The sequence below is a fragment of the Pseudoalteromonas sp. BSi20429 genome, from assembly GCF_000238895.1.
In the GTDB taxonomy this organism is placed as follows: domain Bacteria; phylum Pseudomonadota; class Gammaproteobacteria; order Enterobacterales; family Alteromonadaceae; genus Pseudoalteromonas; species Pseudoalteromonas arctica.
Map to the genome: position 1 here is coordinate 99,653 of NZ_BADV01000023.1, position 25,912 is coordinate 125,564.

Here is a 25,912-nt window from a genome sequence, read left to right on the forward strand (position 1 = left end):
TTACATAATAAATTCCCTTGGGGCTCTTATATTTATTGGCTTTGGGGCATAATTAAAGAGTGAGTTAGTAATACATCTGACAACAAATTTGCTCAATTTAAAAAGGGACAACAATGAAATTTAAATTATTAGCAACCAGCTTAGCGGTATCGCTGGCGTTAACAGGTTGCGCCATGCAACAAAACCAAAGCACGCAAACAACAGCACAACAAGAACAAGTAAACAAAGCTGATGATCGTGTTTTTTCGCAAGATTATTTAATTGAAGAGCTAGAAAACGGCTTACGTGTCATGGTTGTTAAAACCGATTACCCTGATGTGGTGTCGCTGCAAATTCCGGTATCGGTTGGATCGCGTAACGAAGTTGAAGAGGGCAAAACAGGCTTTGCTCACTTTTTTGAACATATGATGTTTAAAGGCTCACAAAAATACCCTGAAGATGTGTACTCAGACATATTAAAAAATTCAGGTGTTGATAACCGCGCTTATACAACAAACGATTTTACAAACTACCATTTAAACTTTTCAAAGCAGCATCTTGATAAAGTACTTGAGCTTGAAGCTGATATTTTTCAAAACTTAACTTACACCGAAGAGCAATTTAGAACAGAAGCACAAACGGTAAAAGGTGAGTACTTAAAAAACAACGCGAGTCCAATTCGTAAATTATTAAGCGCTGTACGCGAAGAAGCGTTTGATAAGCACACGTATAAACACACCACTATGGGCTTTTTTAAAGACATAGAAGCGATGCCAGATCAAATGGCGTACGGAAAAGAGTTTTTTGCTAAATTTTATAAACCTGAGTATGTGTCACTTGTTATTGTGGGCGATGTAGATCCACAAGCAACAATGGCAATGGTTAAAAAGCATTGGGGTAGCTGGAAAAAGGGTAACTATGTTGCTGACATTAAAGCAGAGCCTGTTCAACAAGCACCAAAATATTTGCACCAGCAAGATGAAGCGCTACCAGGACATTGGTTACTTGTATCCTACAAAGGCGCTGCGTGGGAGCCTGCTAAAAAAGACAGAGCAGCACTTGATTTAATCTCACAGCTTTATTTTTCTAGTAATTCAGATTTATATCAAGAGCTAGTGGTCGACAAACAAATTGCCAGCCAAATGTTTACTTATAACCCTGAGACTAAAGATCCGGGTTTATTACACGTATTTGTTAAAGTAGAAAACGCAGACGATTTAGCCACTGCGCGCGATGCCATTAACCGCACTTATGCAAAAGCACGCACTGAGCTTGTTGATGAGCAAAAGTTGAGTGATTTAAAATCGAACCTTAAATACAGCTTTATTAATGGCTTGGATTCATCGCAAGCGATTGCATCAACTCTTGCCAGCTACATGCATTTTGAGCGCGATCCTGAGGTTATAAACCAGCTGTATAAATCGGCAGATAACATTACCAGCGCAGATATTAAAGCCGTTGCTAATAAATACTTTACCGATAACGCACGTACCACATTAACAATGTCGGCACTTGATAAAGCCCCAGGTTTCGAGCAAGAAGTTGATTTAAATGCGCTTACTGCAAAGCTTAAACAAGCACCTGCGGCACCTGTATTTAAAGTACTTGATAAAACGAATGGCTCGCCATTAATTGATGTTAACTTTTTATTCAATACCGGTGCGGCTGCCGACCCACAAGGCAAAAAAGGTGTTGCTGCGTTAACTGCGGCTATGCTTGCACAAGGTGGCTCAGAGGCGACAAGCTATAAAGATATTCAAAAAGCACTTTATCCGCTTGCGGGTAGCTTTGGCTATCAAATAGATAAAGAAATGCTGTCGTTTCAAGGGCGTATTCATAAAGATAATGCGGCGCAGTGGTATACACTTGTGAGCGATCAATTACTAAACCCAGGTTTTAGAGATGACGACTTTAAACGCCTTAAAAAAGAAATGATCGACGGTATTAAATCAGGCTTAAAAGCATCTAACGATGAAGAGCTAGGCAAAGAAGTGCTATACAGTGCGCTTTACAAAAATCACCCTTACGAAAGCTACAACTATGGTGATATTTCGGATTTAGAAGCGTTGACGATAGATGATGTTAAAGCGTTTTATAACAGCGAGCTTACGCAATCTAAACTCACGGTTGGTTTAATTGGGGCTGTACCTGCAAAGCTTAAAGCTAAAATGATGAGCGATTTTGCAACGCTACCAAAAGGTGAGCAAAGCCGTTTAAGTATTCCTGATGCACCAGCGCTTAAAGGTCATCATGCAACGATTGTAGAAAAATCGGCGCAATCGACAGCGGTATCGTTTGGTTTTCCTATTGATACAATAAGAAGTAGCGAAGACTGGACAGCCCTTTGGCTTGTGCGTTCGTACTTTGGTGAGCACCGTAGTTCTAACAGCTTTTTATATGAGCGCATTCGTGAAACTCGCGGCATGAACTATGGCGATTACGCATACATTGAATACTTTCCACGTGGTATGTTTCAAACCAAGCCTGATGCAAACCTAGGGCGCTCTGAGCAAATATTTCAAGTGTGGTTACGCCCACTTCGCTCTAATAACGATGCGCACTTTGCCACACGTACCGCCTTGTTTGAGCTAGATAAGCTAATTGAAAATGGTATGAGCGAAGATGACTTTGAAGCTACGCGTAACTTTTTAATTAACTTTGTGCCGCAAATGGTGGCAAGTCAAAACCGCCAATTAGGTTACGCGCTTGATAGCGAATTTTACAACACAGATAGCTTTGTAAGTTACGTAACTAATAAACTTAAAACGCTAAGCGTTGCCGATGTAAACCGCGTTATTAAAGAAAACTTACAAACAGACAATGTTTACTATGTGTTTATAACCGCAGACGGCGCTGATATGCAAAAACGTTTAGCATCGCAGCAAACCTCACCAATGGTTTACAACACAAAAAAACCAGCGGAACTAGTTGCTGAGGATAAAGTAATTGCTGATTACAAATTAGCAATTCCTGCAAAAAATATTGAAGTAGTAAAAGTTGAAAAAGTATTTCAATAATTTAAGTGGTTTTTAATGGTTGGAAAGTGCCCTAACTTATGGGGCACTTTATATCTTTAAGGACTCTGTAGTAGGATCCTTTAATTAATGAAACGCGCATCATATATTTTGATGGCAATACCAATAATCATAATTATTAAACTAATGAGAAGTAATATATTTATTCCACGCTTTTCTTTATTTTTTAATTCAGAGTCATCACTCATTTTGAATTCCTCATTTCTATTTGTTTATGTAAAAAATCAATAAAACTAAATATAGCTTAGCTCGGTATAATGAACAAACTTAGCTTAAATCCTAATTAATTTAGCGTTTTTTTTACGCCGTCAGCTGTACGTCAGTCCGTATTTTTTCATATGACAGGTGAGCTTTCGTATGTTGCTAGCTTTTGATTTTTATTAATTTACTATATTTTAAGTATGTATTGGTAATTTTAGCTACTGTCGTATAACTTAATCTAAAAAATGGGTACGTATTTGAAATATCATTTCTGGGTGCTAGGGCGTGTTGAACTCTGTGGATTGAAATTTGTTCAATCTAGGGTCGATTTAATCGCGGCGCGAGGTTTGTAACCTAGTGGGCTCGATAACTGCTCCTGCGTTATTCTACTGACTTACATCCCTGTAAGAATAAGTAAAAACCGAACAAAGCTTCCGCGTCCTGCTCACGCCTCTTATCTACATCCGTGTAGGCAACAAAGAGTTAATCGTCCCTAGTTATATCTAATAACCAGAACAAATAACTAAGGGATTAACACCTTAGGCTTTAAATCCGTTAGACTTGGGAAAAGGCTATTTTATATCAACTTAAGGCAGTGCAGTATTATGCGTCATGCAATTTGGCAACAGCTTCGCGACGAAGCTAACGATGTAGTAACACGTGAACCATTATTAGCAAGTCATGTTTATTCATGCATTTTGAATCATGATTGTTTAGGTTCGGCATTGAGCTTTATTGTTGCTAATAAGTTGGCTGATGCGGTGGTATCGGCATTCACTATCCGAGAGCTGTTTGACCAAGCATTTGTAAAATGTGACCGTATGCTATCTTTTGTTGCTGAGGATATTAAAGCGGTAAAAGACCGCGACCCTGCATCAGAAACCTATCTTACGGTTATATTAAATCTAAAAGGTTTTCATGCTATTCAGGCGCACCGTTTGGCTAATTGCTTGTGGCAACAAAACCGCAAAGAGCTAGCGCGCTTTATTCAAAGCCGTAACTCTGAAGTGTTTGGGGTTGATATTCACCCAGCATGTAAAGTGGGTAAAGGCATTATGTTTGACCACGCAACCGGTATTGTTATTGGTGAAACAGCAGTAATTGAAGATAACGTATCAATTTTGCAATCTGTAACGCTTGGCGGTACAGGCAATGAGCAGGGCGATCGTCATCCTAAAATTAGAGCGGGCGTGTTAATTGGCGCCGGCGCTAAAGTACTTGGTAATATTGAAGTAGGTGAGGGCGCACGAATTGGTGCGGGCTCAGTTGTACTTAGCAATGTTCCACCACACACAACCGCTGTTGGCGTACCCGCTAAAATTATTGGTCGACCGGATTGTGAGTGTCCGGCGCAAAGTATGAACCAAAACTTTTTAGCAAATCCTGAGCCTGAAAACGAATCGCACACGAGTGCAATGCTATAAGTAATTAAAAATTATAAAACTTAAAAGGAATTAACATGAACAAGAATAGTTTATTGGCTCTAGGGATTGGGTTTATTGCGGGTGTAGGTTTAACTTGGGGCTACTTTAATGCAGCTTCAAGTCATCCAGAATCTGTTAAGTCGCAGCCAAGTTATGAAAAACAGCAAAAGCTTCATACTGAACAACAAAGTAATGAGGTATTAAGTAATGCAGACTCTGCAGTACCTGAGCAAGTCGCTAGTATAGAGCCCGCTGAAGATACGCCTCCAACCTATTCAGAAACCCAAATGCTTGATGAACTACCTTTAGAAGAGCAAGTAACTCAGCTTAAGCAGCAACTCGCCGAACAGAAAGCGACAGTTAAAAGCATTTTAAAGCAAATGAGAGGTCCTTCAGATTTTGAGAAGATCTTACGTGATAAATTTGAAAAGCAAACGCGTGACGAAGAATGGGCTTATCGTACTGAAATGGCATTACAAGATTTTTTATTAACAGCTGATTTAGCGATTATACCCGATGTTGTTAGTGCAAAATGTAAAACGACGATATGTGAATTTGAACTAGCCGCACCCGCTGATAACGACACATTTGATAATTCTCAATGGCGAGAGCTAAACGACAAGTTGATGAAGCAAGAGTTTTGGCAACAATTTAAAAGCACTACCTCCACATCAAGCGATAGCGAGCTTAAATTGTTGCTAAGTACAGAGTTTTAAGTAATACCAACTTTATGTAATAGGTATAACCTGTGATTCTATAGAGCCATCAACGAGCTCTGTAATCAAAACATCGCCTGTTTTAATTTGCCCCACAGATTTAACCACTTTGCCTTGTTGTGTTTTAGTGATGCTATAGCCGCGCGCTAAAACATTAAGCGGACTTACTGAATCTAACCTGCTTGCTTGCAGTGCTAAGCTATTATTCGCTTGCTGTAACTGATGCTGTATAGCTTGGTTTAGCCTAGCTTGTAATTGCGAAAGTTGGTGGCTTGCTGTAGCGAGTTTTTTATCGGGTGATTGGCGCATTAAACGCGGCGTTAAGTTATTGAGTGTGCGTTCTTGTTGGTATAAACGATTACGCATCGCCTGTTGCAGCGCAATGCTTAGCTCATCCAAACGTTGTGATTTTTGATTAAGCTGATTACGCGGATGACATAAATTAAGGCGGTGTTGTAACTGCGTTGCTAGTGCGCGCTTGTCGGCAATGCCGTGCTTAAACGCGTTAGATAAACGATTAACTAATTGCGTTACTTTGTTGTGTAACTCTTGCGTATTAGGGCTTACAAGCTCAGCTGCGGCTGATGGAGTCGCTGCACGAACATCAGCAACGTAATCGCTAATAGTGGTATCTATTTCGTGGCCTACCGCACTTACTATGGGTAATTCACTTTTGAAAATAGCGCGGGCGAGCTGTTCGTGATTAAAACACCATAAATCTTCAAGTGATCCGCCGCCTCGCCCTAAAATAAGTACGTCTACTTCATCACGAGCATTAGCTAATTCAATTTGGTTAATTAAATGCACGTGCGCTTCTTTGCCTTGTACCATAGCAGGGTAAATGATGACTTCTAGCTGCGGTGCACGACGTTTAAGTACCGTTAAAATATCTTTTATAGCAGCGCCGGTTGCTGAGGTAATAACACCAATGCGATTAATATTTTGGGGTAATGGCTGTTTGTGAGCAGAGCTAAATAATCCTTCGGCGGCTAAACGCATTTTAAGCGCATCAAATTCTTGTTTTAGCTGACCTTCGCCTGCGGGTTCCATATGCTCAACAATAAGCTGGTAGTCACCGCGAGGTTCATAAAGCGATACACGCGCTTTTACTGTAACTTGTGCGCCATTTACAGGGCGGTAGCTTTGGTTGCGATTATTGCCTCGCCACATTGCGGCTTTAATTTGTGCTTTATCGTCTTTTAACGAAAAGTACCAATGTCCAGATGCAGGGGTAATAAAGTTAGAAATTTCGCCCGTGAGCACTAAAGATGCAAAACCTTGCTCAAGGATTGTGCGAATTTCTCTATTAAGGCGTGAAACGGTGTAAACCGCCTGCGAAGGCTTCGAAAACATAAAAAACAACCTAAAACTATTTATTGCACTACTTTATCATAAATATTTGCGAAATATTATTTACTCATGCCAACAACGCTGTTAAAATTTGGCCGCAATTCCTTATCTTAGATCCACATGTGAGAAGTTGCCAAAATGCTTAGAATCGCTAAAGAAGCTCTTACCTTTGATGACGTACTTTTAGTACCTGGTCATTCTACTGTTTTGCCACACACGGCAAATATTTCAACTCGCTTAACGCGTGGTATCAAACTTAACTTGCCGCTTATTTCAGCATCTATGGATACTGTTACAGAAGCTCGTTTAGCTATTGCCCTTGCGCAAGAAGGTGGTCTTGGTTTTATTCATAAAAACATGACTATTGAAGAACAAGCGAAAAACGTACGTAAAGTTAAAACCTACGAAGCAGGTATTGTTTCATACCCTGTAACGGTGACTGCCGATTTAACAATTGCAGATGCAATTGAGCTTTCGCACGAAAAAGGTTTTTCAGGTTTTCCGGTTACCGATAGCAATAATGTGCTTGTAGGCATTGTTACTAGTCGTGATATGCGTTTTGAAACTAAGCTTGAACAGCCTGTTTCTACCGTTATGACTAAAAAAGAAAAGCTTGTTACCGTTAAAGAAGGCGCAGCACGCGAAGAAATTTTAGGCTTAATGCACGAACACCGCATTGAAAAAATCCTTGTTGTTGATGATGAATTTAAACTTAAAGGCATGATCACAGTAAAAGATTACCAAAAAGCCCAAGACAAACCTGACGCATGTAAAGACGACCAAGGTCGTTTACGTGTAGGTGCCGCTGTAAGTGTTGGTGCAGGTACTGATGAGCGTATTGCTGCATTAGTAGAAGCGGGTATTGATGTTTTACTTATCGATACATCGCATGGTCACTCTCAAGGTGTTATTGACCGTGTTACTAAAACGCGTAAAGAGTACCCAGACTTACAAATTATTGCAGGCAACATAGCAACAGCTGAAGGTGCGATTGCACTTGCTGATGCGGGAGCGGATGCAGTTAAAGTAGGTATCGGCCCAGGTTCTATTTGTACTACACGTATTGTTACCGGTTGTGGCGTTCCACAAATTACCGCTATTTCAGATGCTGTTGAAGGCTTAAAAGGTCGCGACATTCCTGTTATTGCTGATGGTGGCATTCGTTTTTCTGGTGATATTGTTAAAGCACTTGTTGCTGGTGCATCGTGTGTAATGGTGGGCTCACTTCTTGCTGGTACTGAAGAAGCACCAGGTGAAGTTGAATTATACCAAGGCCGTTATTACAAATCTTACCGTGGTATGGGCTCATTGGGCGCGATGGATCAAAAAGAAGGTTCATCAGATCGTTACTTCCAAAAATCAAACGAAGCAGACAAGTTAGTACCTGAAGGTATTGAAGGTCGCGTAGCTTACAAAGGCCCTATTGCAACGATTATTCATCAGCAAGTGGGCGGCCTGCGAAGTGCTATGGGCTTAACGGGTTGTGCAACAATTGAAGAGCTAAATACAAAACCACAATTTGTACGTGTTACTTCAGCCGGTATGGGTGAGTCGCACGTTCATGATGTGCAAATCACTAAAGAAGCACCAAATTACCGCTTAGGTTAAGCAGCGTAATTAATTTAATATACTGGGCTTGCTTTGCAAGCCCTCTTTTTAGTCGTTTACATTAACAAACGGCATTTAGCATCAGACTTTACGAGATACTCCATGAGCAAAGATATTCACGATTCACGAATTCTCATTTTAGACTTTGGTTCACAATACACTCAATTAATCGCCCGTCGTGTGCGTGAAATTGGTGTTTACTGTGAACTTTGGGCATGGGATGTGACTGAAGAGCAAATCCGCGAGTTCAACCCACAAGGTATTATTCTTTCTGGTGGTCCAGAATCAACAACACTTGAAAACAGCCCGCGCGCTCCTGAGTATGTATTTAATGCAGGCGTGCCTGTGCTAGGTATTTGCTACGGTATGCAAACAATGGCAGCTCAACTTGGCGGAAGTGTACACAGCTCTGATAAAAAAGAGTTTGGTTACGCACAAGTAGAAAAAGTAGGCAACTGTGCATTATTTGATGCAATTGAAGACAGCATTACCGATGGCGGCAACGGCATACTCGACGTATGGATGAGCCATGGCGACAAAGTAATGGATATTCCAGCTGGTTTTGCAACAACAGCTAAAACATCTACTTGTCCACATGCTGCAATGTCTAACGAAGAAAAACGTTTTTACGGTGTACAGTTTCACCCAGAAGTAACACACACGCACCAAGGTCAGCGCTTATTAGAGCGTTTTGCTATTGATATTTGTGGCTGTGAAAAATTGTGGACTGCTGCAAAAATTATCGATGATGCTATCGAGCGTATTAAAGAAACAGTTGGCGATGACGAAGTTATTTTAGGCCTCTCTGGTGGTGTTGATTCATCGGTTGTGGCTATGCTTATTCACCGTGCAATTGGCGAAAGACTAACATGTGTATTTGTTGATAATGGTTTACTTCGTTTAAACGAAGGCCAACAAGTAATGGACATGTTTGGTAATAAATTTGGCTTAAATATTGTTAAAGTTGAGGCTGAAGAGCAGTTTTTAAATGATCTAGCGGGTAAGTCAGACCCAGAAGATAAACGTAAAGCCATTGGTCATACGTTTATTAATGTATTTGATGAGCAAGCCAAAAAGCTTAAAAATGCAAAATGGTTAGCGCAAGGTACAATTTATCCTGATGTAATTGAATCAGCGGCATCTGCAACTGGTAAAGCGCATGTTATTAAATCTCACCACAATGTGGGCGGATTACCAGATGACATGAAAATGGGCCTAGTTGAGCCATTACGTGAATTATTCAAAGACGAAGTACGTAAAATTGGCCTAGAGCTTGGTTTACCGTACGACATGCTTTACCGTCATCCTTTCCCTGGACCAGGTTTAGGTGTGCGTGTACTTGGCGAAATCAAAAAAGAATACTGTGATTTATTACGTCGCGCTGATGCGATTTTCATCGAAGAGCTTCACAAAGCTGATCTTTACCATAAAGTAAGCCAAGCGTTTACTGTATTCTTACCTGTTAAATCGGTAGGGGTTATGGGCGATGCACGTAAGTACGATTGGGTTGTATCACTTCGTTGTGTGGAAACAATCGACTTTATGACAGCGCGCTGGTCACATTTACCTTATGAGTTTTTAGGTGTGGTATCAAACCGTATCATTAATGAAATAGACGGTATTTCTCGTGTTGTTTACGATATTTCAGGTAAACCACCTGCAACTATCGAATGGGAATAATTAATTTTAGTTTTAATTAACTAATTTTAAGTGATTAAAAAACGGCGAATTAGCATGCTAATTCGCCGTTTTGTTTATTTAAAAAGCAGTTAAACTAAAAGAGTGATTTTTCTCTTTACCTTTGGCGAAACTTCTCTATAATTCGTCGTCATTGCAGGGGCGTAGTTCCAATTGGTAGAACAGCGGTCTCCAAAACCGATGGTTGGGAGTTCGAATCTCTCCGCCCCTGCCATTTCTTCTTTACATCGTTTTTATTACTTCTTATATTGTTCAAATGTCTAATCTACTGAGTTGTTATGCATCCACGTTACGCAGCTATTTTTGATATAGAAAATCTTGAACTCAATCAACATTATTGTCCTCAAGCAAATGATCAAGCTAATACTTTATCGCAAAGCACGATAGCTAGTTCTTTAACGCTAAATGAGCAACTACTTGCAGACATTAAACTCAGTGCAGAGCCTATTATTATAAATAGCGTTGTACAGGGCAGTGAGATGCAATTAAACGACAATAAGCTTACATTGCCAACCCCACAGCTCAACGGCTCTGAGAAGCGTGCTTTATGGGCTTTAATGAGTGAATACCTTGATAAACTTTAAATCAGTAGATGAAACTGCAATACCTCAATTAATGGCCATCGAAACAGCGTGTCATAGCCATCCGTGGACTTTAAATACAATGGGTTCATGTATAGGTGGGCGCTATTTTAATGTTGCCGCATTTGATGAGGCGAGCATGATTGGTTTTTATATTGGTGAAAAAGCAGGGCCTGATTTTACACTTATGGATATTTGTGTAACACCAAGTCACCAGGGTAAGGGTATTGCAAGGCAGTTGTTAGCGCAGTTTATTGAATATGGTGAGCAGCAAAATGCTGAAAACCTCTTTTTAGAAGTACGCGAATCAAATACGCGTGCTATTGCGCTGTACGAGCGCGCAGGCTTTGCTGAGATGTCAGTGCGTAAAAACTACTACCCAAGCGATAACCCTGCTAAAAATGGCTTTGAAGACGCTATTTTAATGGGTATGGCGCTAGGTTTAAACTTTTCATAATTAAAGTCGGTAATTAGCATTTAAAATATAGAGCCGCTAAAGTACTGCATTTGTACCGTTTTGTAAGTTTGCTTTTTAGGTTACTTTGTCGCTAATTGCTTGCTCAATGGCTGCTATTAAATCATTTACCAACTCGTCTCTTGGTACTTTATTGTTACTTTTTAAGTTCTCTTCAAGTGCCGCAGCGCTATGGTAAATTTCATCAAAGTTAAAGCATCCAGAACTGCCTTTAACACTGTGCGCTATGCCTCTTAATGCTTCCCAATCATCACAATGCTGCAAAGCTTTAACTTCTTCTAAATATGTAGGTAAGTTAGCTAAGTAATTATCGGCAATTTGCTGAAACTTTTCGCTCTTTAATAGGCTATCCCATTTATTTTGATTATCTTTTTCAAGATGCAGGTAGCTTACGAGTACGTTTTCCAGAGCATCTTTATCAATGGGTTTAGCCAGTGCTTTGTCGCAACCAGCTTCTAGATAAGTGCCTATATCATGGTTCATTACATTGGCAGTAAGGGCAATGATAGGGCCATCATACGCTGCATGACGAAGCATTTTGGTCGCCTCTAATCCGCCCATTACAGGCATTTGCATATCCATAATAATAAGTTGGTAGTCGTTTACGAGCGCCATTTCTACAGCTTGTGCGCCATTACTGGCAATATCGGGTTCAAGGCCCCAGGTTTGCAGTAATAATTTAATTAATAGTTGGTTATCTGGGTTATCCTCAGCCACTAATATATTGGCGTCGAAGCTATTGGTTGCAAACGATAAGAGAGGGTCTTTCTCTGGTATTAACTGGCTGTCTTGCGTTAAAAATTCAAGCATGGGTTGATCATCAGATAGCTGACATGCCACCCTAATTGTAACTCGGCTACCTACACCCACTTCACTTTCAAGGTTTACATCGCCACCAAGTAACAGTGCTAAGTTTTTAGAAATACACAACCCAAGACCTGTACCACCAAAACGACGTGTAGTTGTGGCATCGGCTTGTTCAAACGGCTTAAATACACGTTCTATTTGATGCTCAGACATACCAATACCAGTATCTTTAATTACAAACTCTAGCTTTTGACTTGCTTGTAAATAATGCACACAAATAGACACGCTGCCATTTTCGGTAAATTTAACAGCGTTATTAGCAATGTTTATAAGTATTTGTTTTAAGCGGGTCACATCACTATAAATGGTGCGGGGTAGCGGCAGTTGATAGTCGATATTAAGGGTTAATTGTTTTTCTTGTGCCAGTGGTTGAATAATTGATTCAATGTCGTGCACAAGCTGCACTACGTTTAACGCTGACAAATCAACAGCCAGCTTTTCAGCTTCAATTTTAGATAAATCGAGTATGTTATTTATTAACTCTAGTAAGTGTTTTGAATTACGTAAAATAGTGCTTAGGTGTTGTTTGTCATTCGCTACTTTATCGTTATGTAGTAACTGCTCTGTAAAGCCCATGATGGCCGTGAGCGGCGTGCGTATTTCGTGACTCATGTTAGCTAAAAAACGACTCTTAAGTTGATTAGCTTGCTCAGCTTGGCCAATAGCTAACTCAAGTTGGCTGTTCATAGCTTCAAGTGCTTGGGTACGACTTTCCACTTTATCTTCAAGGTGGTGTTTGTATTCTTCAAGCTGTTGTTGGTAGTGCCTTATTTGATTAACCATGTGGTTAAAGTCGTTAAATAAAACACCTACTTCATCATTTGTATGAGCTGGTAAGTGCACCGACAAATCGCCATCACCAACACGATGACTCGCAGCCCCGAGTAACTCAATTGGGTTAAGTAATAAATTGCGGACCACTACAAAAATTAATATTGGCAGGGTGATCACCGAAATAATAACAATTAAGCCTGTTATTAAACTTATGGCTTTACCTGATTGATAAAGCACCCCTTTGGGAATGGTCGATACGTAATAATATCCGCCGGGCATTTGCACTGCAAAAATCATTCGCTCTATTTTGTCTATGCTTGAGAGTTCAATAGTTGAAAGCATGCCGATATCAGCGAGGTCGTGCACTTGATTAAGTTCGTACTCGCTTATGTATTGGCCACGCATATTGTAATCGGAGCTAAATAAAATTTTCCCGTCTTTAGTCAACATTAAATTAAGCGTGTTGTTATATGGCGCTTCTAAAATACTAGAGTTTAGTATTGAAGGTTCTATATGTATTACAATAAAACCAAGCTGCTGTGGTCGTTTTAAATAGTAATCAACACTATAAATTCGTTGAATAAAATACAAACTAGTGGTGCCATCATCCTTTTGAATCATAAATTGCTGTTTACTTAAATTACTTTGCAATACTTGATTAAAAAACGGGTAGCTTTTAGGCGCTGTTGTTAGGTTGTTAGAGTAGTAGGCATCGCTTTTACCACTGGCTGAAACTAAATTAATGCTAATTATATCGGGATAAGCCTCACTGTAACTGGCAAATACATCCATAAGCGCGCCAAGTTTTCGGGTGTAATTACCGTTGGCACGAATGTCGTTTGCTAAAAAATCACTAAGTACTGGCGAGGTTGAAAGTAGTTTTGCTGTAGAGTGAAAAGAGTCGATATAATTAAATATTTTTTGCTGTTGTTGCTCAACAAAACGGCTCATTATTAAATCAGCTTGTTTTTGTGTTGAATTAGTTACATTGGTGAGCGTAAAGCCACCTAAAAATAGCAGCGGTAGAATAACAAGGGGTGTTATATACCATAATAATCTAATACTTAACTTACTGGTTTTCATGACCAAACGACTTATCCTCCATGCAATCTATCAATAATATGCGTTACGACTTTATTACACAAGCTTGTGGTGGTCTTGGTGGCTAAATTACAATCAGTAGTTGCATGGTATTTAGCTCTGTATTGGTGTTTTTTTATTTTATTAAGTTATTTTAATTTAATAAGTTACATGCTTATAACCGTTATTTTATTGTTCACAAAAGTTTACATAAATTTACATCTTTTAAAGTCATTTTTTTAAAGATAAATGCTATCACTTAAAATTGAATTTTCTAATTTACTCTCAGTTATAAATACTAGTGGGTTAACGCAGGGCTGTTAGCCGGGCCACTAGGTTATATTTTCAAGCAAGGCTTGAAAATTCTAATGGTGTGCAGAGGCTTGGTGTATTGTGTGCTGATTCTATTTATTTGGCTTATTACTGATTTTTTGTACCTCATTTGCAGTTAGGCTTCCCAAAATCCATATTAATAAAAAAGATCAGCTAATAACCAACCATTGATTGTTTATAAGGCCAAGATCAGCGAAAATAGTCTCCAATTACGATTAACATAACGGATCGCATGTGAAGGGCCAATTTAGGGCTTTTCTGATGGTGTGTTGAGCTTTCGAGGTTGCTCTATACCAATTTTATTAAAACAAGATCGTTCTAGCGTATTAAATAACTCACTAACTACGTTAAAAATTATTCATAGAGAATAACTCTATGTGATAATTTCGCCTTGTTATTGCGCTATTTTATTATCGCTATAATAGAACGCTAATTTAATGCAATTGGTATTATTTAAGCCTTGAAAGCTCAGCATACTTAAAGTGGATAATATCCGTATACAAACTAAAAGAACTTTTTTAATGGCAGATCAAAATCTCCTTAGCGAAATTAATAAACGACGAACCTTTGCTATCATCTCTCACCCAGATGCTGGTAAAACAACCATTACCGAAAAAGTATTGTTATTCGGACAAGCTATTCAACGAGCCGGCACTGTAAAAGGCCGTGGCTCTAACCAGCATGCAAAGTCTGACTGGATGGAAATGGAAAAAGAGCGTGGTATATCTGTTACTACCTCTGTAATGCAGTTTCCATATAACAACGCACTTGTTAATTTACTTGATACTCCAGGACATGAAGATTTCTCGGAAGATACTTACCGCACATTAACTGCGGTAGATTCGTGTTTAATGGTTATTGATGCGGCAAAGGGTGTAGAAGATCGTACCCGTAAGCTAATGGAAGTTACACGCCTGCGTACAACGCCAATAGTTACGTTTATGAATAAATGTGACCGTGAAATTCGTGACCCAATGGAAGTGCTTGACGAAGTTGAAACAGAGCTAAATATTGCCTGTGCACCCATTACTTGGCCAATTGGCTGTGGTAAAGAGTTCAAAGGTGTTTATCACATTCATAATGACGAAGCTGTTTTATACAAAACAGGTCAGGGTCATAAAATTCAAGAAGTTCGTACCATTAAAGGTCTTGATAACCCAGAACTTGATATTGCCATTGGTGAAGATTTAGCTGCGCAATTACGCGATGAGCTTGAGCTTGTTATTGGCGCATCAAACGAATTTGATTTAGATCTGTTTTTAGCCGGTGAGCTTTCGCCAGTTTATTACGGTACCGCACTTGGTAACTTTGGTGTTGACCACGTTTTAGATGGTTTAACTAAATGGGCACCAACGCCACTGCCTCGTGAAACCGAAGACAGACTTATTGTTGCAACTGAAGAAAACTTTACTGGTTTTGTATTTAAAATTCAGGCCAACATGGACCCTAAGCACCGTGACCGTATTGCATTTATGCGTATTGTATCGGGTAAGTATAGCCAAGGCATGAAAATGAATCACGTGCGAATTGGCAAGCAAGTGAGCATTTCTGATGCGGTAACCTTTATGGCGGGCGATCGTGAGCGCGCAGCTGACGCTTACGCGGGCGATATTATTGGTTTGCATAACCACGGTACCATTCAAATTGGTGATACGTTCACACAAGGCGAAAAACTTAAATTTAGCGGTATCCCTAACTTTGCGCCTGAATTATTCCGCCGTATTCGTCTTCGCGATCCACTTAAGCAAAAGCAATTATTAAAAGGCTTAGTACAGCTTTCTGAAGAAGGTGCTGTGCAAGTATTTAGACCGCTTATAAACAACGATTTAATTGTGGGCGCGGTAGGTGTACTTCAGTTTGATGTAGTTGTAGCGCGCTTAAAAGCCGAATATAACGTAGATGCTATTTACGAAGGTGTAAACGTAAATACAGCGCGTTGGGTAAGCAGCGACGATGTTAAAAAGTTTGAAGACTTTAAGCGCAAGTGCGAAAGTAATTTAGCACTCGATGGTGGCGATAACTTAACTTACATTGCGCCGAGCCGTGTAAATCTTAATTTATCAGTAGAGCGTTACCCAGAAGTGACATTTAACCACACTCGCGAAAACTAGAATCGACTGACTACAGTTAACTGAAAGCCTGCTTTGGCGGGCTTACAAAGGTAAAAAATATGAATATTCGTACTATTTTAATCGAAAAAGCCATTGCCGCTATGGCGGGCGCAGGCTTACCTGAAGATACAAACCCAGCAGTAACACAAAGCACACGTCCACAATTTGGTGATTACCAAATTAATGCAGCAATGGGCGCGGCTAAAAAAATGAAAAGCAACCCACGTGAGCTTGCGCAAAAAATTATAGATAACCTTGATGTAAGCGATATTGCTCAAAAGACTGAAATTGCTGGCCCAGGTTTTATTAATATTCATTTAAAGCCTGAGTTTTTAGCTCAAAGCGTACAAGCCGCTAACAGTGATGCAAAGCTTGCTGTAAATGAGCATGCTAACCCGCAAAAAGTGGTTGTTGACTATTCATCACCAAACCTTGCTAAAGAAATGCACGTAGGCCATTTACGTTCAACCATTATTGGTGACTCAATTGTGCGTGCGCTTGAATTTAGAGGCGATACGGTTGTACGTCAAAATCACATGGGTGATTGGGGCACGCAATTTGGTATGTTAATCGCGCATTTAGAAGATCAAATTAGCCAAGGTGTTGATTTAGATTCTGTAGCGCTTGCTGATTTAGAAACCTTTTACCGCGATGCTAAAAAACGCTTTGACGACGAAGAAGGCTTTGCTGATAAAGCACGTAATTACGTTGTTAAATTACAAGGCGGCGATGCGCATTGTGAAAAACTTTGGAAACTGTTTATAGCTACCTCAGTTAAGCATTCTGAAGAAGTATACAAGCGTTTAAATGTAACACTTACTCAAGCCGATATTATGGCTGAAAGCGCATACAACGCAGAACTTAACGATATTATTAGCCTACTTAAAGATAAAAATATTGCAGTAGAGTCGCAAGGCGCGCAAGTTGTGTTTTTAGATGAGCTTGCCAACAAAGATGGTGAACCATCTGCGTTTATCGTACAAAAATCTGGCGGTGGTTTTTTATATGCAACAACAGATTTAGCGGCATGTGATTATCGTTCAAATAAATTAGGTGCTGATCGTATCTTAATTTTTGTAGATGCACGTCAAAACCTACACTTTAATCAAGTAGAGCTAACAGCGCGTAAAGCAGGTTTACTACGAGACGAAACAAGTTACGAGTTTTGCCCGTTTGGAACCATGATGGGCGCCGATAACAAACCATTTAAAACACGTACTGGCGGCACAGTAAAACTTGCTGACTTATTAGAAGAATCAATTAACCGTGCAGCTGCAAAACTAGCTGAACGTGAATCGGATTTAAGTGATAGCGATCGCAGCGAGATTGCACGTAAAGTAGGTATTGGCGCAGTTAAATACGCCGACCTTTCTAAGCACCGTACCAGTGATTACATTTTTAACTGGGACAGCATGCTAAGCTTTGAAGGCGCAACCGCTCCTTACTTACAATATGCTTATACACGTATACGCAGTATTTTCCGTAAGTCAGGCGTTGATGCAGCTACATTAAATTCAGATGTTGCAATTATTGAGCCTCAAGAAAAAGCACTAGCACTTAAGCTACTACAGCTTGAAGAAGTACTTGATTTAATGATCAGCGAAGCAACACCGCACGTACTATGTGGTTACTTATATGAGCTAGCAAGCTTATACATGACATTTTACGAAGCCTGCCCAGTACTTAAAGAGGGCGTAGAGCCAAGCGTGCGCGATAGCCGTTTAGTGTTGTGTAATTTGGTTTCTAAAACATTAGAAACGGGATTGGATTTGCTAGGTATTGAAGTTATGGAGCAAATGTAATCACCGTCGTATTTTAACCTAATACTGCGTTATCCAATCCGACTTACCCTAATCACATACAAACCGTATGCTCATAGGGATAAGCCGGATTGGACGCCTTGTCTTAGGCTAAACTACTTAGGTGAACCGTCTGCTGCGTGTAGTTCGCTTTGACTGCGTTGTCGTGCACTTCTACACTTGTAGATATCTGAGTTGTGTAGTTTACGTTGTAGGTTGGGTTGAGTGAAACGAAACCCAACGATACGCCTGATACTCGGTGTTATTGCTATCGCATGCACCTGAATCTTAATATTTGTTATTACTCAACATCTAATGTTTTAAGCTCGCTACTCTAAGCTCTTTTCTAAGGCTTTATTTAAAGGACTTGTTATGAAACTCGAAGATATCCGCCGTGAATACCTGCAAGACGCGTTAAGCGAAGATAACTTGCAAGATGATCCATTCAAGCAGTTTGAAACATGGCTTGAGCATGCAGTGGCAAGCCAGTTACCCGACCCAACTGCGATGGTTGTAGCAACTGTTGATGAAACAGGTCAGCCTTCACAGCGCATTGTGCTTTTAAAGCATCTGGATGATAACGGTTTTGTATTTTTTACCAATACAGGTTCGCGTAAAGCGCAAGAGCTTAAAGGTAATAACAAAATATCGCTGCACTTTCCGTGGCACCACATGGAACGCCAAGTTATTGTGTATGGCGAGGCTAAACCATTACCTACATCTGCCGTGGCAAAGTACTTTTTATCTCGTCCTAAAGAAAGCCAATTAGCTGCGTGGGCGTCAGCGCAAAGTCGTCCGGTGTCATCACGTAAAGTACTCATGGAAACCTTCGCCAACATGAAAAGTAAGTTTGCTAAAGGTGAAATTCCATTACCTGATTTTTGGGGCGGATATTGTGTAGTACCCACTAAAATTGAGTTTTGGCAAGGTGGGGCGCATCGTTTGCATGACCGCTTTATGTACCAGCGTCAAGCAGATAATAGCTGGCAAGTTACGCGCTTAAATCCTTAATAAATAGATGAGTAAGTAACCGTGCAATTTATTGACTCTCATTGCCACCTCGACTTTAGCGAGTTTGATTCGAATCGTGAATCGCTCATAAACGAGTGTGTAGCAAAGGGAGTTAGTCAGTTTGTTGTGCCGGGTATTACGCTTGCTCAATCGCATACTCTCATAAAACTCAAAGCAACTTACCCAAGTATAAAAATAGCCGCAGGGCTACATCCTTACTTTTTAGAGCAACATAAAGAATCGCACATAGAAGCGTTATTTGAATTCGCGACTGCAAATAAGCATCAGTTGGTAGCTATTGGGGAGTGCGGACTTGATCGAAGTATTGAAAACCTTCCTAAACAAACTTATTTATTTGAGCAGCAAATAGGGCTTTCTAATGAGCTTAACTTACCGCTCATTGTGCATCATAGGCAAAGCCATGATTTAATTGCGCAATCGTTTAAGCGGTGTAAGCCAAAAAACGGGGGAGTGATTCATGCCTTTTCGGGCTCACTTCAACAAGCGCAGTACTATATTAAGCAGGGTTTTAAGCTTGGCGTAGGCGGCGTTATTACCTATGATCGCGCAGTTAAAACACGCGCTGTTATTGCTGCTATTGAGCCAGAGCACTTAGTGCTTGAAACCGACTCACCTTCAATGCCGTTAAGCGGTTATCAAGGTGAAGTTAACACGCCACTGCATATACCTGATGTATTTAACGCGTTATGTGATTTAAAGCCACATAGTGAAAGAGGGACGCTTGCAAAGCAGCTTTACGATTCTTGTTCAGATGTTTTTTGCATATAGCGATTTACCTGCCAACGTTTTAATCCACGCCCTAACTGCCACGTAAAAATACATGCAATCACTAGCATTAATAGTACCTGTCGACCTAAGTCATGAAAATGATTATGGCTGTCGGATATTGCGGCGCGAGTTAAATAAGTAACAGACACAAAGCCTATAGGGCGGTCATCATCGCTTATAACGGGTTCCATAAAAGGTGTTTTTAGTTTACTAATACCCGGTGTAGAGTCAGGGAGTTGTCCATAAATATGATGTGACTGCCAATTGTCACTGCTAGCAATTAAAATGCCTTGTTGATCATAAATAGTCGCAGAAAGTACAAATTCATCTTTACTTATATCGTTACAAATGGCGTTGAGCTGTGGTTTGTTTTTTTCAATAAGCGGTGTTTTAACATTTAAAGCCATAAACTGAGTGAGGCTTTTTGCCGTGCTATCGGCACTATCATAAAGTAACTGATGACTCTGAAAACTACTATTAACACCTACCCAGCTTAGTAATACAAAACAACCAGCCGCTAGTATTAAGCGAACAAGTCGTTTTCTTTGAGAAGCAGTAATAGGGTTTTTAATATGGTTATTTTTCATAGTCACCGTTTATGCTACTGACAGCATTTTGATTTGATGTTACAACTACACTAACTATAACCTTAAACCCCACCTGATGGCGAATTTAGTGTTGAGAATACCAATTATGATATGCCAATTATCAGGAAAATAAAAATAAACACGGAGATCCCATGTCGCAAATCAACATGGCACAGCAAGCTGCTGAGCAACCATTACAACACTTAACTCTAAATAAATGGTTTAGCTATAGTGGTGGTGTATTTACACCTCTCAATTATATACCAAACAAAGCATTAGGGTTATTTAGCATCGCATTTGCGGGTGATTTTGAAGAAAAACACATTGTTAGCATTATTGATTTTTTAGCTACGCATAACCAAACAGTCAGTGCTATATGTCAATATCAACCAGATTTAGGGTTAGCTCCAGCACTGTGTTTTTACGCGCAAAACTCCGATCAAGCTATAAACCCGTTAGTACTACAAGAGTTTTCAAACACTCTAGATTGTCAATTAGTGCAAGTTGCTACTGCGCCTAATTTATATGAGCCTGGTTTATTGGTTATGGATATGGATTCAACTGCAATAACTATTGAGTGCATAGACGAAATAGCACGGCTTGCGGATGTTTACGACGAAGTTGCCTCTGTAACCGCACTTGCAATGGCGGGTAAACTTGATTTTAGCGAGAGTTTAAATCAGCGCGTAGCTAAACTGGCTGGTGTTGAAAAAAGCTTAATTGAAGAGCTAAAAAGTGCATTGCCACTCATGCCGGGTATTAAAGTGCTGTGTCAAATTCTAAAACAGCATGACTGGTATTTAGCAATTGCATCAGGTGGTTTTGTACCGTTTGCAGAGCGCGTTCAAGAGCTTATTAATTTAGATGAAGTGCACGCTAATGTACTCGAATTTAAAGACGATAAACTAACCGGTAAAGTACTGGGTACAATTGTAGATGCACAACAAAAAGCAATTATTCTAGAGTCGTTACAACATAAACTAGGGCTTGAGAAGTCGCAAACAGTTGCTATTGGCGATGGCGCAAACGATTTAATCATGATGGCTAAAGCTGGCCTAGGTGTAGCAGTGCATGGCAAACCTAAAGTAGTTGAGCAAGCACAAGCGGCTATTTGTGAAGGGTCATTATTGCAATTGCTGTATATGTTGGCTATTCCGTTAGATAGAGAGCCCGCTCTTTAAAGTTGTTTAAGTTAAACCGCTTAGCGTAAGCGGTTTAACCAGATTAGTTTACGGCGGCCCATTTGTTCAACTTGCTCTTTTTTAAGCTCTAAATGGCTTAGAGCTTCTTCAGTTATATCTACTACGTCCCCCACGCCTGCAACAGCCCATAATGCTTCTTCTAAATCTTTTGCTTTATGCATTGCATATTGGCTTACGTATTTAAGCTCATTAGATAGGTAGTCAGTATCGGGGCGACCTGTGCGCGAAATATACAAACGCATCACAAATATAAGTTGTGATGTAATGCCTTTACTAATTTGTTTATAAAAGCTTGAGTAGTCTTCACCTAAAGCGCATTGGCTAACAATAGCCTCTTCAATTTTGCCCTTACGAGGGTCGAAATTAATAGCGAGTGTAAAAGCAAGCGGTGCATCTTGGCGACTGCGATCTTTAATATTAGGCGTTATTACATTAATAATTTGCTCTTCGGTAAGAATACTCGAAAAGTCAGTTTTGTTACCTAATAAGCCAAAGTTTTGCAAAATAACATGCATAGGACTGGCGTATAAGCCATAACCAATTGCACCTGTTTTAAAGTGTGCAGCTTCTTTGTGTAAATACAGCGGAAATTGGCATACACTTTTTGTAACCATATTTCTAAGCGCGGTAGATAGGCCTTCTACTTTTGGTGCTTCTTCAGATACTTTAAGTTTGTCTTTATTACCTTCTATCAACTGAGTAAAAAAGGTTACGCCAGCATGGGGTAAATCAGCAATACGATTCGCTTTTAGGTTAATAGTAGTGAATGACTTACTAATGGCCATTATTTCGTACTTTAGTTCGCTAAGTTTATGCTTTTTAGTTATTTTTTGAAGCTCAGAAAATGTTAAAAGTACTATGTCGCCTTTTTTAAATGTGACTGGTTGCTCGCACTCTAACTGCAACCCCATTACAGAAAAGTCACGTGTATAACCGTTAAATACTTCATCATTAATAGTGACGCTAACCGGTGTTTTATAAAGGTAGCGCTTATGCGAGCGTAAATTTACGTATTCAAGTGGCACAATATCTAAATAAGGTGGCGTTTTATGTTTTGCGTGGCCAAAATGTTTAAGCTGATTTACTAACGCTTTATCAAAAGTAAGTTGTTTATAATCTGCTTGCTCTGTTTTATTGCCAATACTTGTAAGTACAACAATATATTTAACGTCTTTTATAAGGCCTTTAACTCGAGGGGAAGGCGGCTTGTTGAGTTTTTCAATATTAGCGCCAGCACTATTAGGTAATGAAAGCGGTATAAAAGAATCATCTGGATGACTTGGCATTATTTGTATTTTAAAGCACTGCCAACTTTCTTTTTGGCTACCAAAACCTAAAAATAGATCACGTAATTTAGGGTTATTATTTAGCTCAGTTCGTGTCGCAGAGTAATAGTAAATTTTACCCGATGATATATGTGTAAATGTATAGAGGTAATCTTCTTTGACCGCGGTAATTTGGGTTAGTAATTGTGTAATGCGCTGATGATTGAGTATATTGTACAAACACGGTGTTTTTCTTTCATCGGTAAAATAGCGCTGGATAAAAATATTATTTTCAGTAGTAAGGCTAAGGCTTGGGTAATACTGTTCATCTTTTTTGCTTAAAAATACATATAAAGACGTTACACGAGGGATGTAGTATTGCTCATACCCCTTTGATACTACAGCATCGAGCGTGTTATCTAAATTTACTTTATAACGACGTTTATTACCGTGAATAAAGCTTTCTAAAAAGTCATTAAAGGCATCGTTATTTTCGATATAAGTGCGTTTTAAGCGAATGTGGTTGTATTCACGAGAGATATTTTCAACGGCAACAACCTCGTATTGAATACCGTTTTTTAGGCCAAGTTCAAAGTCTTGTTCAAGGCCTACCAAGCGCATTGCTATTAGTTCACCTTTTTTTATAGAGTAGCGCGTTGCAAGCTTAACTTTACAACCGCTTAAAGATATATCTGAGGTGCTAGCAGCAATGTTCTTTTTATCTTTGTAATCAATAGTTACTTTTATTGAGTAATTCATCCGTTCTTCACGGCGGCTCTCGTAAGAGGCAAACTTAATGACTTCAGTGCTTAAGTTACTTTCTGATTCTTGTAGTTCTGATTTTTCGGCGGCTTGTTTTTGTAATACGCGGTGGTTATTTTCTGTATTCATTACGGCTTCGTAAACGGCTAGGGTATATTCACCATGCTGTTTAAGTGCTTTTTCAAACACTTCAATGGCTGTGTCATCCATAAAGTGCTGTTTACCGTTATGCTCATACGGTTTTACTTGGCCCGTCACTAATCCACGAAGATCAACAAAGCGTGCCACTGGCTGAGATAAGCGTGACATTTCCATTTTCATCAAAAATTGCTCAGGTTTGGTTAACCCAGCGGTTTTTGATTTGAAAATTAGGTCAAATTTAGCATTGCCTAAATATGTTTTTAACTCATTCACGAGGTCTTCGTGTTTGAGCATTATGTCATCAGCCATTTATAAAACCATCACCGTCTAATTGAAAAAGTAGGTATACTGTTAAGTCCATTTATTAGAAGTTCAATAAACGTTAAATCGCGCTATGTTGTTAATATAGGTACAATTATTTTAGTTACTACTGTTTAGCTCTTGTTATTATGTGTTATATGCCATTTTGTTGGCAAGTTACTTTAAACTATTTCAAAGCAAAAAGTATGCCCTAAATTATAGCTAAAAAGAAACACCATGTGTATTTAATGATTGTGACGCTAGATTTTTACGCAGGCAAGAGTTTGTTGCTAAGTAAATGCTTGAAGTGGCAAAATAAGTTGTTAACAGTAAATGTTTTTAAAATTAGAGAATCGTAGATAAGGTTATAAATGACTAAAGCGGCAAAAATAGAGTTTGTGTGTACAGAATGTGGCATGAACTACCCACGTTGGCAGGGTCAATGCCGCTGCGGTGCGTGGAACACATTAGCAGAATTTAAACCTTCAGCAGGGCAGAGTAAAAAAGCGTCAGTTCGAGCAAGTGTAGGTGGTTATGCTGGCGGTGCTGGTGGCGGCTCTAAAAAAATTAATGATATTGCTACGTCAGAGGCAGAAAAACAGCTGACAGAAATTGGCGAGCTCGATCGTGTGCTAAGCGGTGGTGTAACTACCGGCTCTGTTAATATAATTTCGGGTGATCCAGGTGCTGGTAAAACAACCTTGCTATCTGACCTAGTCGCGAGAATGTCACAACGTATGCCGTCACTTTACTGTACGGCCGAGGAGTCATTATCGCAGTTTAAAAACAGGGTAAATCGTTTAAAGTTAAACTATAACCCTGACGAGCTTTATTTACTTTCAGAAACCAGTGTTGAAACCATCATTGAAGAGCTCGAGAAAAATAAAATTAAGTTTGCTGTTATTGACTCTATTCAAGCGGTTGTAACCGAAACGGCAAATGGTAGCCCAGGTTCCCCTTCGCAAGTAAAAAGTGCCGCCCAAGCATTGACTCAATACTGTAAGCAAAATGATGTAACCATGTTCATTATTGCTCATGTAAATAAAAATAACGAAATAGCAGGTCCTCAAACACTTGTACATATTGTCGATGCGCTTTTACACATAGACACCAATGATGGGCAAATTCGAACCCTTAGGGCAAATAAAAACCGCTTTGGTGATATAGATACCGTTGGCATTTTTAAAATGTGCGAACGCGGTATGTTGAGTGTTGATAACCCGAGCGAAATATTTTTATCGGGGTCTACAACCGACTCGCCAGGCTCTACAATTACCTGTATCCGTAAAGGTAATCGAAATTTACTACTTGAAATTCAATGTTTAACTACGGAAACCGAGGCGGAATTTCCGCAGCGTGTTTGCGTTGGTTTAAACATGAACCGCATAAAAATGCTGACTGGCATATTACGAAAACACACTAAAACCAAAATATTCCACGATACGTTTTTTAATATTGTGGGTGGCCTAAGAATAGATGAAACAGAAACTTGTATTGATTTAGCATTAGTAACCGCGTTACTTAGCAGCTTAAACGAATTTGTTGTGCCTCGTACCACGTGTATTATGGGCGAACTCAGCTTAAATGGCGATGTACGCCCAATTGACAGTGGCGTACCACGTGTTAAAGAAGCGGCACAACATGGTTTTACAGAAATATATATTCCATTTCGTAATTACCATAAGTCGATGGAAGGGCTGGGCGCTAAAATTACCCCAGTTAAAACAGTACATGAGTTGCTTAGTTTAATTAATTAATACTTACGGGTGTTAATGTGTAATGTTACTCTTAATAAAACTCGGTTTACACAAAGAATAGAATAAG

General features: G+C 39.6%; 18 protein-coding genes and 1 tRNA gene. 14 read left to right on the top strand and 5 right to left on the bottom strand.

Annotated features, from left to right (window positions below; translation table 11 throughout):
- The first annotated feature begins 113 nt into the window (after positions 1 to 113).
- Positions 114 to 2,996: a pitrilysin family protein gene (locus P20429_RS14380; RefSeq protein WP_007581610.1), complete on the top strand. Its 2,883-nt coding sequence runs from the start codon at positions 114 to 116 to the stop codon at positions 2,994 to 2,996.
- Between the two features lie 80 nt (positions 2,997 to 3,076).
- Here the strand turns inward: P20429_RS14380 and P20429_RS20975 are convergent, their stop codons facing one another.
- Complete coding sequence (locus P20429_RS20975) at positions 3,077 to 3,202, bottom strand: hypothetical protein (protein WP_007581611.1); 126 nt, start codon at positions 3,200 to 3,202, stop codon at positions 3,077 to 3,079.
- Between the two features lie 618 nt (positions 3,203 to 3,820).
- On the opposite strand from P20429_RS20975, the gene cysE reads away from it, so the two are divergent.
- Positions 3,821 to 4,639 (top strand): serine O-acetyltransferase, encoded by an 819-nt coding sequence (gene cysE, locus P20429_RS14375; RefSeq protein WP_007581613.1) that lies wholly within the window; start codon positions 3,821 to 3,823, stop codon positions 4,637 to 4,639.
- 35 nt (positions 4,640 to 4,674) lie between these two features.
- Positions 4,675 to 5,355: a hypothetical protein gene (locus P20429_RS14370; RefSeq protein WP_007581614.1), complete on the top strand. Its 681-nt coding sequence runs from the start codon at positions 4,675 to 4,677 to the stop codon at positions 5,353 to 5,355.
- Between the two features lie 12 nt (positions 5,356 to 5,367).
- Here the strand turns inward: P20429_RS14370 and xseA are convergent, their stop codons facing one another.
- Entirely contained in the window at positions 5,368 to 6,708 is a 1,341-nt protein-coding gene (gene xseA, locus P20429_RS14365) for an exodeoxyribonuclease VII large subunit (protein WP_007581616.1), read from the bottom strand.
- Between the two features lie 135 nt (positions 6,709 to 6,843).
- Between xseA and guaB the strand changes: the two genes are divergently transcribed.
- The 5 genes from guaB to rimI all read left to right on the top strand — a co-directional run bounded on the left by guaB (position 6,844) and on the right by rimI (position 11,049).
- Positions 6,844 to 8,313 (top strand): IMP dehydrogenase, encoded by a 1,470-nt coding sequence (guaB, locus tag P20429_RS14360; protein ID WP_002958783.1) that lies wholly within the window; start codon positions 6,844 to 6,846, stop codon positions 8,311 to 8,313.
- Between the two features lie 102 nt (positions 8,314 to 8,415).
- Positions 8,416 to 9,993 (top strand): glutamine-hydrolyzing GMP synthase, encoded by a 1,578-nt coding sequence (gene guaA / locus P20429_RS14355; protein ID WP_007581618.1) that lies wholly within the window; start codon positions 8,416 to 8,418, stop codon positions 9,991 to 9,993.
- Positions 9,994 to 10,148: 155 nt separating this feature from the next.
- A tRNA-Trp gene (locus P20429_RS14350) sits at positions 10,149 to 10,225 on the top strand.
- 64 nt (positions 10,226 to 10,289) lie between these two features.
- Positions 10,290 to 10,595, top strand: a complete 306-nt coding sequence (locus P20429_RS14345; RefSeq protein ID WP_007581620.1) for a hypothetical protein — start codon at positions 10,290 to 10,292, stop codon at positions 10,593 to 10,595.
- Positions 10,582 to 11,049: a ribosomal protein S18-alanine N-acetyltransferase gene (gene rimI, locus P20429_RS14340; RefSeq protein WP_007581622.1), complete on the top strand. Its 468-nt coding sequence runs from the start codon at positions 10,582 to 10,584 to the stop codon at positions 11,047 to 11,049. Before P20429_RS14345 ends, rimI begins: the two co-directional genes overlap by 14 nt.
- 75 nt (positions 11,050 to 11,124) lie before the next feature.
- Here the strand turns inward: rimI and P20429_RS14335 are convergent, their stop codons facing one another.
- Positions 11,125 to 13,791 (bottom strand): ATP-binding protein, encoded by a 2,667-nt coding sequence (locus P20429_RS14335; RefSeq protein ID WP_007581624.1) that lies wholly within the window; start codon positions 13,789 to 13,791, stop codon positions 11,125 to 11,127.
- 851 nt (positions 13,792 to 14,642) lie between these two features.
- Between P20429_RS14335 and prfC the strand changes: the two genes are divergently transcribed.
- The 4 genes from prfC to P20429_RS14315 all read left to right on the top strand — a co-directional run bounded on the left by prfC (position 14,643) and on the right by P20429_RS14315 (position 19,831).
- The gene (gene prfC / locus P20429_RS14330; protein WP_007581628.1) at positions 14,643 to 16,232 is read left to right on the top strand and encodes a peptide chain release factor 3; all 1,590 of its coding nucleotides are present in this window, start codon (positions 14,643 to 14,645) and stop codon (positions 16,230 to 16,232) included.
- Between the two features lie 59 nt (positions 16,233 to 16,291).
- Positions 16,292 to 18,034 (top strand): arginine--tRNA ligase, encoded by a 1,743-nt coding sequence (gene argS / locus P20429_RS14325; RefSeq protein ID WP_007581630.1) that lies wholly within the window; start codon positions 16,292 to 16,294, stop codon positions 18,032 to 18,034.
- Between the two features lie 369 nt (positions 18,035 to 18,403).
- Positions 18,404 to 19,042 carry a pyridoxamine 5'-phosphate oxidase gene (gene pdxH / locus P20429_RS14320; protein WP_007581631.1) on the top strand — a complete coding sequence of 213 codons (639 nt, stop codon included), beginning with the start codon at positions 18,404 to 18,406 and terminating at the stop codon, positions 19,040 to 19,042.
- 21 nt (positions 19,043 to 19,063) lie between these two features.
- Positions 19,064 to 19,831 carry a TatD family hydrolase gene (locus P20429_RS14315; protein ID WP_007581633.1) on the top strand — a complete coding sequence of 256 codons (768 nt, stop codon included), beginning with the start codon at positions 19,064 to 19,066 and terminating at the stop codon, positions 19,829 to 19,831.
- On the opposite strand, the gene P20429_RS14310 is transcribed toward P20429_RS14315, so the two are convergent.
- Positions 19,798 to 20,418 (bottom strand): AhpA/YtjB family protein, encoded by a 621-nt coding sequence (locus P20429_RS14310; protein WP_007581635.1) that lies wholly within the window; start codon positions 20,416 to 20,418, stop codon positions 19,798 to 19,800. The genes P20429_RS14315 and P20429_RS14310 overlap by 34 nt on opposite strands.
- A gap of 152 nt (positions 20,419 to 20,570) precedes the next feature.
- Here P20429_RS14310 and serB point away from each other — a divergent pair, with 152 nt between their 5' ends.
- Positions 20,571 to 21,599: a phosphoserine phosphatase SerB gene (gene serB / locus P20429_RS14305; protein WP_007581638.1), complete on the top strand. Its 1,029-nt coding sequence runs from the start codon at positions 20,571 to 20,573 to the stop codon at positions 21,597 to 21,599.
- 20 nt (positions 21,600 to 21,619) lie between these two features.
- Here serB and P20429_RS14300 read toward each other — a convergent pair whose 3' ends face one another.
- On the bottom strand, positions 21,620 to 24,097 hold the full coding sequence (locus P20429_RS14300; RefSeq protein ID WP_007581640.1) for a PilZ domain-containing protein: 2,478 nt from the start codon (positions 24,095 to 24,097) through the stop codon (positions 21,620 to 21,622).
- Between the two features lie 362 nt (positions 24,098 to 24,459).
- Here P20429_RS14300 and radA point away from each other — a divergent pair, with 362 nt between their 5' ends.
- Positions 24,460 to 25,845, top strand: coding sequence for a DNA repair protein RadA (radA, locus tag P20429_RS14295; RefSeq protein ID WP_007581643.1), 1,386 nt, complete (start codon positions 24,460 to 24,462; stop codon positions 25,843 to 25,845).
- Positions 25,846 to 25,912: the final 67 nt, after the last annotated feature.